A 12898-nucleotide genomic window follows, 5' to 3' on the forward strand; every position below is an offset into this window, starting at 1 on the left:
CGTTTTCTCCAGTTTCCTCCCCACCACTACAGCCAGCCCGCCACATGTTTTTTCTTGATTCCTTTTTCCCAGGTAAATGCTAGAATCAGATTCGTTGGGATCGCCAGTGGAAGTTGTCTGTTTTTCACCGTAGGCATTTTTCCTTAAACAAAGTAAAATAATTCTGATAGAAGGCATCGAAGGGAGGATTTCACCATGGGCGTAAGAAATGACGAAACTATTTTTTGTACAGGCTATTCCCGCTTGCCCGATGGAATGGCTGCTAAGAATTTGTATGGAGTCATGGGCGTCGGTTTTGAGATTGACCCCGAATCAGACAAAATCGTGAACGCTTCTTGTACCTTTGTCACCAACATGTGCAATGATTTTATCAAAAGCATTCTTGTGGGGCACGATTTGAAAAACGGCGTTGATCTTCCCATTCAAAAGTTTGAGCGGCGGTATTTTGGGCTCGGGAAAAAAGCCATCGTTTCTGCGATTCGCGATGCCTATAATCAGTTCGAAATCTATAAATCCATGACGTATGCAGAAGCGTCGTCTGAATAAAAACAGAGTATATTGAAAATTTGGTCGAGTGCGTATATAATGACCCCTAACAGATAAAACCAGCAAGTCGTTGTTCCAGTGGACAGGCATCCCCTGTTCATACCAGCGGGACGTACGGACCAAGCTGAATGATCCAGACGCTTTTATGTGCGTCGGATTGTTTTGGCTTGGTCTTTTTGCGTTTGACTGTACCTACGAAAAACAGGAAATGAGGGACCACGCATGCTATTGGCGATTCCAACAGCCGAAATTTTGCAGCGGCAAAAAGCTTTTTTGACACGACTTGAGAAGCATGGAGTAGAGGGTGCCATCTTGTTTGGAGTCACCGACATCTTTTATTTGACCGGTTTTCATTTTCATCCCACAGAACGTCCCATTGGACTGTTCTTTGCTCCGAATGGAAAGTCCTATCTGTTTGTTCCAGCTCTGGAGCATGAGCATGCAGAGATGTTTGCGCAGGTAGACGAGGTACACTCCTATCCAGAGTATCCGGGTTTGCGTCATCCGCTGGAGTATCTGAAGGAAGCACTGATCGCTGCGGGTTTTGAGGGCAAAACGATCGGTTTGGATGCGGACGGGTATGGCTCAGCGATGGGGTATCGCGGACCGAGAGTGAGTGAATTACTGGATGCGAAAGCGTTCGTCTCCCTGCGAGGTTGGGTAGAAGAAGCGCGTGCGGTAAAGTCGGCAAATGAGCTCGAGCTGATCAAAGAATCATTGCGTTGGTCTCACCTGGCCCACCGGCTTCTGCAAAAGTATTCGAAAGCAGGTATCAATGCGATGGAAATCGAGGGGCGTGCCAGTCACGAGGCGTCGATGATGATGCTCGATGCGCTTGGGCCAGATTACAAGCCGTATGGCGGATATGGGCACAATGTGATCGCGGTGTTTCGAGGACAGGTAGGTCCGATGTCGGCTGTGCCGCACGCAGTGACACAAAGCATCATGCTCAAGCATGGGGATACGCTGGTGACCGGGGCAGATGCTGCGGTATGGGGTTATCATAGCGAGCTGGAGAGAACGATGTTTGTCGGAGAAGCGAGCAAGGAGCAGGAGAAGTATTTTCAGCTCATGCTAGGGGCACAGGACACGGCATTTGCCACGATACGTTCAGGAATCCCCGCGCGCCGCGTAGAGGAAGAAGTGCAGCGCTATTTCCGCGAAAATGATGTAACCCATTTGACTCGTCACCATACAGGACATGCTCTTGGATTGATGAATCACGAAGCGCCGTTTTTTGACCTCGGGGAAGAAACCATTTTGCAAGCTGGGATGGTCATGTCGGTCGAGCCAGGCATTTACGTGAATGGCCTTGGCGGCTTCCGTCATGCAGAGACGATTGTAGTAACGGAAAATGGAATGGACATGCTGACATACTATCCAAGAGATTTGGAGTCATTGATTTGCTAGGACGTGGGCGAAGGTGTTTAACAATGAAGTGCGTAAACTTACCTACACGATAAGATTATTTTTAATGAAACTAAATAGTTGCACTTTTGTTAAAAATGCGATAACATAAAAGAGTAAGAATATTTATAACCGATCGACAACAGATGTACACAGCAAGCCTAAATTCCTGTGGATAGGCAGCCCCTATTCATACACCCGGAGTTTACGACCAAGCTGATCATTTGTCTCCCAGCCATGTTTGGGGACGAGTGTTTGGCTTGGTCTTTTTCGTGCATGCGTGTGGCAGCAAAAGAAAGGAGCATCCCTTTATGAAACCCTTCACAGGACGACTTCAACGTTGCATCCTGTCCATGCAGTCAGAGCGGATGAGCCGATTACTCGTCAGTTCCACAGCGAATTTGTACTACCTTACCGGTCAACACATCTCCACGGGAGAGAGACTCAGCTGTCTTTACTTTGATGGGGAGAACAAGCCGAAGCTGTTTATCCACCAAATGTTCGCAGGTCAACTTACTTTGCCGGAAGAGATTGAGGTCGTTCTCTGGTCAGATGAAAACGATCCTGTCACTCTTTTCGCGGAGCATGTGGGAACGAGAGGGAGAATTGGAATTGACCAAAGTTGGTCTAGCTCCTATTTGATTGATCTGCTGCGCACCCGTCCCGAGCTCCAGCCAATTAAAAGCTACGTCGTAGAAAAGCTGCGCGAAATTAAGGATGAGTGCGAGATCAATATTCTGCGTCAATCCGCGCGTATAGCCGATGCCGTCATGCACCAGGTAGTCGAGCTGCAGTATTATCCGGCAACCGAGCGCGAAATGGCAGAGACGATCCGCAGCTTTTTCGGGGAGCATTCGGTGCATGATTTATCCTTTCAACCGATTATCGGCTTCGGGAAAAACAGCGCCAACCCTCATCATGAGATCGGTATGACCAGTCTGATACCAGAGCAGGCAGTCGTGATTGATATGGGAGGGATTTACCATAGCTATTGTTCCGACATTACCCGAACACTTTACTATGGCAAGCCAAACCAACGCTTCGAGGAAATTTACAAAATCGTACGCGCTGCACAGGAAAAGGCGATTGCGATGATCAAGCCGGGAATCAGGTTCGCAGATGTAGACCGCATGATTCGAAGCGAATTTGCCAAAGTCGGCTATGATCGCTATTTCACACATCGGACTGGTCATGGCTTGGGACTGGAATTGCACGAAGGACCATTCCTGCACCAAAACAATGAGGATGAAATGCAGGCAGGGATGGTGTTCAGCATCGAGCCGGGAATTTATTTGCCGGGCGAGTTCGGAGTCCGTATTGAGGATATCGTCGTAGTGACAGAGGGTGGCTGTGAGGTACTGACGCAAAGCCCAAAAGAGATTAGCTACATCGACATTCGTGAGGGGTAACAAGCAAGAGAGAAATAGATTGTCCATTTAGAAAGGGGATCTCATGAGATGAAAAAGAAAGGCTTATGCGCACTGGTTTCCATCGCTTTTTTAGTCACAGCAGCGATGACTGGGTGCAGCTACAAAGCACCAGAGAACAGCAGCAGCTCCCAAGCAGGTACACCGCAAACAGCAACAGAAGGCCAAGGCGAGCAAGCAGTCAAGTCAGATGAGTTGAAAATTGGACTGGATGTAGACGCCGGAACGATGGACCCAAGACTCTCACGTGATACGACAGCGGCTCGGGTAACGGATCTTGTCTTCGATGGCTTGATCCGACTCTCCGACAAAATGGAAGCGCTGCCTTCCTTGGCAGAGAAATGGGAAAATCCTGATCCGACTACATGGGTGTTTACACTGCGCAAGGGAGTAACCTTCCATGACGGTACGCCTTTTACCGCGCAAGATGTGAAATTCACCTATGATTCGCTGCTTGACCCGAGCTTCAAGGCACCGTATGCAAAGCTGTACGCTCCGATCGCCAGCGTAGATGTGATTGATGATTCAACCGTCAAATTTACGCTGAAGCAGCCATATGGTCCACTGCTGAGCTACCTCGATCTGGGCATCGTTCCGAAGCATTTGGCGGAGAAGGACCCGCAAGCCTTTTCTTTCAATCCCGTGGGAACCGGCCCTTACAAAATGGTGAAATGGGACAAAAACAGCAAGATCGCCTTTGAAGCAAATGAGCAGTACTGGGGAGGCCCTGCCAAAACCAAAAAGCTGACCTACTTCATCATTCCGGACAATACGACACGCGTATCCGCTCTGGAAGCAGGTGATGTCGATCTCGTTCATTCGCCGCTCTCGCCACAGGACATCACCAAACTCAAAAACAATAACAACTTTACCGTGGTCGAAACAGAGGGACTGGGCTTTACTTACCTCAACTACAACACGACCAATCCGATTCTGTCTGATGTAAAAGTACGCCAAGCCTTTGCCCATCTGGTAGACAAAAAGCTGATTTCCGAAAGTCTCTACGCAGGAATGGATAAACCGGGCGAAACGCCGTTGATTCCCCCATCCTGGGCATTTGATCCGAGCATCAAAGGCTTCTCCCATGATCCAGTTGAGGCAAAAAGACTGTTCGCTGAAGCGGGCTGGAAGGATACCAACAGCGATGGCTTCCTGGACAAGGATGGCCAAAAGCTGACCGTAACCTTGTCTACACATACAGAAGACCCGAACCGGATTCAAACTGTAGAATTCCTGCAAAACGAGTTCACAAAGGCAGGAGTGGACGCGAAGGTTTCCACAACAGAGTGGCCGACATTCTCCGCAAACATGATGTCGCAAAAATTTGATATCGCCCTGCTCGGCTGGCTCAGCCTGGTTGATCCTGATCGCGCTATGTACGGACAATTCCAGTCGCAAAGTGAAAATAACTACGGCAAGTACAACAATCCAAAGGTTGACGAGCTTTTGGATAAAGGACGCGCTTCACTAGATCAGGCAGAGCGTGCCAAGATTTATCAGGAAATAGCAAAAACGGTTACGGAGGAAGTAGCCTACGATGTTGTTTTGTATCAGGGCTACATAGCAATGTACTCCAACAAGCTCACTGGCTTCAAGGAACACCCGAAAGGTAGCCTGTACAACCTCAAAGATGTGGAAGTGAATAAATAAGTGGCTGGGGAGATTTCCTCCCCCGCTTCACTTATAGCGTAAGGAGCGATCCTTTTGGTCACGTATCTCATAAAACGATTGTTCCAAATGGTGCCGGTTGTCATTGGTATCTCCATCATTGTCTTTTTCCTTTTGCACATGATTCCGGGTGATCCGGCGATGGTGCTGCTTGGGCAGGATGCCAGCCAGAGCGAGATTGAGCGGCTGCGCAACCTGATGGGGCTTAATGAGCCACTGTATGTCCAACTCTTTACCTTTTTGAAAAACGTGGCGATGGGTGATCTGGGGCATTCCATTTTTCAGAATGAATCTGTCCTGTCACTGATTGCGAAGCATCTTCCTGCCACTTTGGAGCTGGCATTTCTCGCGATGATTATCGCACTCGTCATTGCCATTCCGCTTGGGATCTTGTCTGCGGTAAAGCAGTTTTCCTGGGTCGATTACATCAGCATGTTTTTTGCGCAGCTGGGAGTGTCGATTCCGGTTTTCTGGATGGGCATGCTGCTCATCATCGGATTGTCCGTGAATCTGGGCTGGTTCCCTTCCTTTGGACGTGGCGAGCCTCTTACCGACGCATTATGGACGGCAATTACGACAGGAAACATTTACGATCTGATCCAAAGCTTACGCAGCTTATTCTTGCCGGCCTTGACGCTTGGGGTCATGAGCGCAGCGCTGATTACCCGGATGGTTCGTTCTACCATGCTTGAGGTGCTCAAAGAGGATTATGTGCGAACGGCTGAAGCAAAAGGTGTAAGCGGATTCATGGTGATCGTCAAGCATGCGTTTCGCAATGCTTTGATTCCGGTCATTACGATTGTAGGACTCCAATTTGGAAACCTGCTGGGTGGCGCGATTGTCACAGAGACGGTCTTCGCATGGCCTGGCATCGGTCGATTAGTGATTACAGCGATCAGCCAACGCGATTTTCCAGTGGTACAGGGCAGTGTCTTTATTATCGCTTTCCTGTTTGCGCTCACGAATCTGATCGTCGATATTCTGTACGCTGTCGTCAACCCCAAGATACAGCAGAGATAAGGAGGGAGGCTGATGAACGTCAATCTGCTTCGCACCGCAGCCAAAAGCAAGGCTGTGTTGATTGGGGGAATCATCGTGCTTGCCGTTGTGGTGGCGGCGATTCTCGCACCACTGTTGTCCACGCATGACCCCTATGAAATGAATGTTAGAGAGAGATTACTTGATCCGCTAGAAGGCGGCCATTTGCTGGGAACCGATCAGTTCGGGCGCGATCTGTACACGCGTATTTTGTACGGGGCGCAGGTTTCGTTGGAGGTAGGGATCGTCTCTGTCAGTTTGGCGCTGGTCATCGGCGTGACGCTCGGATTGATTTCCGGCTACTATGGCGGCTGGATTGATACCGTGATCATGCGCTTTGTCGATATCGTCTTGTCCTTTCCGGTGCTGCTGCTTGCTATTGCCTTCGTCGCGGCCCTCGGTCCAGGAATAGAAAATGTCATCATCGCGTTAGCTCTCGTGTATTGGACGAGCTATGCGAGACTTGTACGGGCAACCGTCCTCTCCATTAAGGAAGAAGAGTACGTCCAGGCTGCACGCACCATTGGTTCCAGCGATTTTCGCATCATCGTGTACAACATTTTGCCTAACTGCTTGGCGCCAATTATCGTCGTTGCGACGCTGGGGCTCGGACAGGCGATTGTGGCAGAAGCGACACTCAGCTTTTTGGGGCTCGGGATTCAACCGCCCGAATCCAGCTGGGGCTGGACCTTGGCATTTGGCATGAAATTTTTACAGGATGCGCCTCATCTATCCATTTACCCGGGTGTGGCGATCATGCTCACGGTGCTCGGCTTCAATCTCTTGGGCGATGGCATCCGTGACCTGACAGATACCAAATTGAAACGAAAATAATGAGGAGGCTTAACCCATGAACCAAGTAAAACGCGAATACAACGAAATCCCGGTTACTCACTTGTCCAACGGAGCCAAAGTAACACTGCCGCTGCATACGATCTACGGTAAGCAAGAAGGACCTGTGCTCGGTCTGTCCGCTGTCATCCACGGTGATGAAATCATTGGGGCAGAAATCCTGCGCCGCGTCTATGATCGTCTGAACGAAGAGGAGTTGTCCGGTACGGTTCTGATCATGCCGGTAGCGAATCCACTTGCATTTGAATCGTTGACACGCAACACGCCGCTGGACATGAACAACCTCAATCGCGTATTCCCGGGCGATCCAGAGGGCTGGGTGACCGATCAAATGGCACATGCGATCGTGACCAATTTCCTCGATAAGATCGACGCCTATATTGACCTGCATGCTGGTGGAGCAGTACCGATCGTTGATTATGTGTACATCCAAAATGATGAAGCATTGTCCCGTGCCTTTAACTTTCCGGTGCTGTACCGTCCGGCTCATCCATACGAGGGAACGACAGCTACGTATACATCGGCAAAGGGCATACCTAGCGTGACCGTAGAGGTAGGCGGAGGTCCTAACTACGAGCAAGCGGTAGAGCGCGGCGTAGAAGGTATTTTCAACTGCATGCGTCATCTGAAAATGCTGCCGGGTGAAGTCGTGCCTGCACCGAAGCAAGTCGTCATGACCGAAATCCAGATCATTCGTCCGACACAAGGCGGCCTTTTGGTGCCAGGCTTCGATTTCAGCGCAGTAGGCTCTGTGATTGAGGGCAAGCAGGTGTTGTCTCGTACGTACAACCCGCAAACCTTTGAGGAGCTGGAAGTCATTCATACTCCTTTTGAGCGTAATCTGGTGATTCTGATGCGCGGCAATCTGCACAAGGTAAATCCCGGCGACTATGGATTCATGATCGGAAATCTGGATACTGCCGAGGAGGCGTAAACACAAGTGACTTTGCGAAATGAGCGGGATATGCAGTTGTCCGAAACCTACTGCCGTATCGTGCTGGGGATGGACAATCTGTATCGAAATGGAAATGGCGCAACGAACGAGGCTTCCTTTGACCGAGAAGGGCTCGTGCCGATTAATTTGACGGATGTTACTCCCCATTCCTATACGAGCTGGACTGAGGTGCGCGAGGATTTGCGCGGGCTGCTTGCCGATTATGCCAAAATCACTGACGAGGTGCGCCGAAATTACATGCAGCAGCAGATTGGCTCGCTCGATGCACTTGCATACTGGTGCGCGGGTGCAGACATCGCCTTCAGGGAAAAAGTGCGATACTTCTTGTATGTAAATGAAAATCCCGTGACGAGTGCAGAGCAAAAAACGCTTCATAAGCGTTTGGACAGAGTGTTGTCACAGCGTGGGTACCAAGGAACACTTGCCCAAAAGGTAGCAGCATGGGAGGCAGATCGACGCGTTCCGGCAAAAGAGCTTGATTCGGTCTTGCGAGAAATGCTGGTGACAGCGCGGGCGCTCGTAGCAGAGCGGATGTTTCCGCAAATGGCAGATGTAGAAGTGACGCCTGAAATCGTTTACGGCGTTCCTTACAATGCCTACTGCGACTACGTAAACGGCAAGATGTATCTCAATGGCGATCTGGCCTACACGTACGAGGGACTTAAGCATCTCGTCACGCACGAGTGCTTCCCTGGTCATACGACACATATGTACATTCGCGAGCTCGGGGTAAAAGCAGGCGAGCTGCCGCTGGATGCCGGACTCGTCATCACCAATACCGCCTCCAGCTCTGTATTCGAAGGAATCGCAGACAACGGCATGCGCTTTATTAGCTGGGGCTACACTGTCGATGATCATATTTATGAAATCTATCAGCAGATACGCTCTATTTCCGGAATGAATGCGGCCCATATGATTCACGCCGAGGGCAAGACCTCCGAGGAGGCAGGTCACTATCTGAAAGAATTTGCTTTTGGCGAAGACAACTGGATCGCTTCTCGCCTGCGCTTTGTGACCCATACACTAAGAGCACCCTTCATTTACAGCTACTGGCGCGGCAACGAAGCAGTATACGAAGCATACAGCCGACTGGCTCCAAGTGAGCATAACCAGTTCTATCAGTTCCTATATAAAAGCATGCTGTCGGCTGACACAGTAAAACAATATGTCTAAAGAGGTGGTCAACATGGATTTCACAAAATCAAAGGAACTATACGAAGCAGCAAACCGATCGGTACCTGGCGGCGTTCATTCCAACTCCCGTTTTCGTTCTCCGCACCCGCTCTATTATAAAAAAGGCGATGGAGCCTACATCTGGGACCTCGACAACAACCGTTATCTTGATGTAGTCATGGGCAATGGCGCTGTCATCTTTGGGCATAACGACAAAGATTTCAATGAGCGCATGGCTTCCTATATGACGAGTGGCATCGTGACTGGACTGGAAACCGAGTTGAGTGTAAAAGCAGCGGAATCCTTCCTCTCCCTGGTGAAAACAGCGGAGCAGGTGCGCTACACGAATACAGGCACCGAGGCGACTATGCACACGATGACGATGGCGCGTACCTATACAGGAAAACCGCATGTGGCAGTCATCGAGGGTGCTTATAACGGCTGGCATGATGCGGTGTACGTGAGCACGTGGCCGGATATGACCAAAGCTGGAGATCATTCGGCACCGAATTCACTGCCAGGTACGAGCGGATTGATGAAAGAGATCGTAGAAACTACATTGGTTCTGCCATTTAACGACCTGGATGCAGCCGAGAAGCTCCTGAAAGCCAACCAGCACCGAATTGCGGCTCTGATTATTGAGCCGACGATGATTGATATTGGATACATCCCGGCGAAAAAAGAATATCTGCAAGGGCTGCGCCGCTTGTGCGACCAACTGAATATCGTGCTTGTCTTTGACGAGCTGTTGACGGGCTTCCGCGACAGCGAGGGTGGAGCTCAGCAGCATTATGGGGTCGTACCGGACTTGGCTACTTTTGGAAAAGCGATTGCCAACGGGTACATGCTGGCAGCCGTCGCAGGAAAAGCCAAAATCTTTGAAACCGTCACTCCGGGCAAAGGAACCTGCTCCTTTATCGGAACCTACAATGGGCATCAAGTATCACTGGCTGCATCCATGGCATTCATGGAGCTGTACAAGGAAAAACGCGTTTTTGATACGTTGCAGGCACGGACTGCGCAGTTGATCAGTGAATTTGATCGCTTGGCGCAAAAGCACGGGGTAGCGGCGAGAATGCAGGGACGCGGAGGACATTTCCACTGGTACTTTACCAATGAATCCATTGCCAACTACCGGGAAGCACAAGCGTCTGACAAAGCAGATTATGCTCGTTTCATCAGTCATTTGAGCAGCAAGCAGGTGTACTGCCTGCCAAACTATCTCTTGCATCATGCCATCTCGATGGCACATGATGACGCGATTTTGGAACAGTTTGTTGCGGATATGGACGAGAGCCTGGAGCAAGTAGCGATCGCAAAAGCAGCGAAGTAAAAGGGGGAGGACTATGGAGCGCCAACAACCTGTTTTGGAAGTCAGGGACCTGAGAACCACCTTCCGTTCGCAGGGGCAATCGTTTCATGCCATAGATGGGGTATCCTTTACAATCGGACAGGGCGAGACGATTGGCGTGGTCGGCGAGTCGGGATGTGGCAAAAGTGTCACGTCCCTCTCCATCATGGGACTGATCAAGCCGCCAGGTCAGGTGAGCGGCGGACAGATTTTGTTCAAGGGCAAGGACCTGCTCTCCCTCGGTAAAAAGGAGCTGCGTGAGATTCGCGGAAACCGGATTTCCATGATTTTTCAGGAGCCGATGACATCGCTCAATCCGGTGTATACGGTAGGTAATCAAATTATGGAAGCGCTGAAAATTCATACGAAGCTGCGCAAATCCGAGCAAAAGGCGAGAGCAGTTGAGCTGCTGAAAATGGTAGGGATTCCCCGTGCAGAGGATATCATCTCAGATTATCCCCATCAGCTCTCAGGGGGTATGCGGCAGCGTGTCATGATCGCGATGGCAATGGCCTGCGATCCGGAGCTGTTGATTGCTGATGAACCGACGACTGCATTGGACGTGACGATCCAGGCGCAAATTTTGGAGCTGATGAAAGAGCTGCAGCACAAGCACAGCATGTCGATGATGCTGATCACGCATGATTTGGGCGTCGTATCCGAAGTGTGCGATCAGGTCATCGTCATGTATGCAGGGATGATTGTGGAGAAGGGACCCGTCCGAGAAATATTGGACAATCCCCAGCATCCTTACACCCAGGGGCTGCTCGCCTCTCTGCCTAAAAATGCGAAAACCACTCATCGCCTGAATTATATCCCGGGTCAGGTACCACCTCCGTTGCAATGGGGCAAGGGCTGCCGTTTTGCGGATCGCTGCCTGCATGTAACCGATCGTTGTCGTGAGGAATTGCCGGGACTGTTTGCCGCAGGACCAGCTTCAGAGGCTGCTTGCTGGCTCGTAAGCGAGGGAGGAGGAGCGCAGCATGCATGATCAGCCAAAAGCAACCACAAGCAATGAAACTTTGCTCGAAGTAAGCGGACTGAAAAAGCACTACCCGATCAAAAAGGGAGTTTTCTCCACCACCGTTGGCACGGTAAAGGCAGTGGACGGTGTCAGCTTTTCTGTTTCGCGAGGGGAAACGCTCGGTATCGTCGGGGAGTCAGGCTGCGGCAAATCGACAACAGCCCGTTTGGTAATTCGGCTGTTGCAGGAGACCGAGGGCTCGATTCGTTTTGCTGGCAAGGAGCTGACCTCCCTGTCTAAAGGAGAACTGCGAAGTGTTCGCCGGGACATGCAGATGATCTTCCAGGACCCGTACGCTTCGCTGCATCCGCGCTGGACGATTGAGCGCACGTTGATGGAACCGATGCTGGTTTATGGCATGGGCTCGCGGGGGGAGCAACGCGACCGGATACTGGAGCTGCTGAACAATGTGGGACTGAATCCGAGCTACGCCAAGCGGTATCCGCATGAATTTTCCGGTGGACAACGGCAGCGTATCGGGATCGCACGGGCACTCGTTCTGCAGCCGCAGCTAATCATCGCGGATGAGCCTGTATCTGCCCTGGATATTTCCATTCAAGCACAGGTCATTAACCTTTTGCAGGACTTGCAGGAGCAGTACAAGCTCACCTATATGTTTATTTCCCATGATTTATCGGTGGTGCGCCATATTTCGGATCGGGTAGCTGTCATGTATTTGGGCAGAATCGTTGAGCTTGCGGAGAAGGAGAAGCTTTTTGAAACACCCTTGCACCCTTACACGCAAGCATTGATGTCTGCTGTACCTGAGGTAGCTGGTGAGAAGCGGGAGAGGATCATTTTGCGCGGGGACGTGCCGAGCCCTGCGAAGCCACCATCGGGCTGCACGTTTCACACACGCTGCTCCAGCTGCATGGATATCTGCAAAACAGAAGTGCCTGTGCTCAAAACGGCATCGGACGGTCAGCTGGTAGCGTGCCACTTGTACGCATAGTGTTTCGTGTAATCGCTAAGAAAAAAAGGAGTGCTGTGTATGTTGATCGCTCGTGGACAGGAAGTACAGGCAGAAGCTGTACCTGATGTCGTGCTCAAAACGATGCTGCCCTTTAACATCATGGAGGGTGGCAAAACTCGCTTTGGCATCGTAACCATCCCTCCAGGCTCCCGAATTCCCGTCTCTGGCCTCGCGCCACATGATGAAGACGAGTATTCGATCCTGGTCAAAGGCTCGATGCTTACAACCATTGGAGAAACAATGCATCGCATTCATGCCGGGGACTCGACGCTCATACCCGCGGGAGAAGCGCACGCCGTTTACAACGATGGAGAGGAAGATTGCGTATTGGTTTGGGCGTTAGTCAAACGGTCGTAGAAACCTAAATAGAACCTTGTTTGTTTCCTCGGTAGTATGAAAGGAAGTATCGCACGTAGAGAAGTGGCCTTTTGCGGGCCACTTTTTGTTTTACTTATTGTAACGGCCGTTACAGAATTGCGCTGAG

Annotated in this window: 12 protein-coding genes; all 12 read left to right on the plus strand. The window is 50.7% G+C overall.

Features of this window, described 5'->3' with window-relative positions:
* The first annotated feature begins 195 nt into the window (after nt 1-195).
* Complete coding sequence (locus SB752_RS29510) at nt 196-546, plus strand: DUF3870 domain-containing protein (protein WP_410719027.1); 351 nt, start codon at nt 196-198, stop codon at nt 544-546.
* Nucleotides 547-768: 222 nt separating this feature from the next.
* Complete coding sequence (locus SB752_RS29515) at nt 769-1956, plus strand: M24 family metallopeptidase (RefSeq protein WP_410719028.1); 1188 nt, start codon at nt 769-771, stop codon at nt 1954-1956.
* A gap of 308 nt (nt 1957-2264) precedes the next feature.
* Nucleotides 2265-3362 carry a M24 family metallopeptidase gene (locus SB752_RS29520; RefSeq protein ID WP_410719029.1) on the plus strand — a complete coding sequence of 366 codons (1098 nt, stop codon included), beginning with the start codon at nt 2265-2267 and terminating at the stop codon, nt 3360-3362.
* Between the two features lie 48 nt (nt 3363-3410).
* Nucleotides 3411-5030, plus strand: a complete 1620-nt coding sequence (locus SB752_RS29525) for an ABC transporter substrate-binding protein (RefSeq protein WP_410719030.1) — start codon at nt 3411-3413, stop codon at nt 5028-5030.
* A 54-nt stretch (nt 5031-5084) separates the two neighbouring features.
* Entirely contained in the window at nt 5085-6068 is a 984-nt protein-coding gene (locus tag SB752_RS29530; RefSeq protein WP_410719031.1) for an ABC transporter permease, read from the plus strand.
* Nucleotides 6069-6080: 12 nt separating this feature from the next.
* A complete protein-coding gene (nikC, locus tag SB752_RS29535) occupies nt 6081-6920 on the plus strand; it encodes a nickel transporter permease (RefSeq protein ID WP_410719032.1) in 840 nt (279 codons plus the stop codon).
* 16 nt (nt 6921-6936) lie between these two features.
* A complete protein-coding gene (locus tag SB752_RS29540) occupies nt 6937-7872 on the plus strand; it encodes a succinylglutamate desuccinylase/aspartoacylase family protein (protein WP_410719033.1) in 936 nt (311 codons plus the stop codon).
* A gap of 6 nt (nt 7873-7878) precedes the next feature.
* Complete coding sequence (locus SB752_RS29545) at nt 7879-9066, plus strand: DUF885 domain-containing protein (protein ID WP_410719034.1); 1188 nt, start codon at nt 7879-7881, stop codon at nt 9064-9066.
* 13 nt (nt 9067-9079) lie between these two features.
* Entirely contained in the window at nt 9080-10399 is a 1320-nt protein-coding gene (locus SB752_RS29550) for an aspartate aminotransferase family protein (protein ID WP_410719035.1), read from the plus strand.
* Between the two features lie 13 nt (nt 10400-10412).
* Nucleotides 10413-11408, plus strand: a complete 996-nt coding sequence (locus tag SB752_RS29555) for an ABC transporter ATP-binding protein (protein WP_410719036.1) — start codon at nt 10413-10415, stop codon at nt 11406-11408.
* Entirely contained in the window at nt 11401-12393 is a 993-nt protein-coding gene (locus SB752_RS29560) for an ABC transporter ATP-binding protein (protein ID WP_410719037.1), read from the plus strand. The genes SB752_RS29555 and SB752_RS29560 overlap by 8 nt, the downstream gene beginning before the upstream one ends.
* A gap of 39 nt (nt 12394-12432) precedes the next feature.
* Nucleotides 12433-12771, plus strand: coding sequence for a cupin domain-containing protein (locus SB752_RS29565; RefSeq protein WP_410719038.1), 339 nt, complete (start codon nt 12433-12435; stop codon nt 12769-12771).
* Nucleotides 12772-12898 lie beyond the last annotated feature (127 nt).

It is taken from the genome of Brevibacillus sp. SIMBA_040 (assembly GCF_046535075.1).
In the GTDB taxonomy this organism is placed as follows: Bacteria; Bacillota; Bacilli; order Brevibacillales; family Brevibacillaceae; genus Brevibacillus.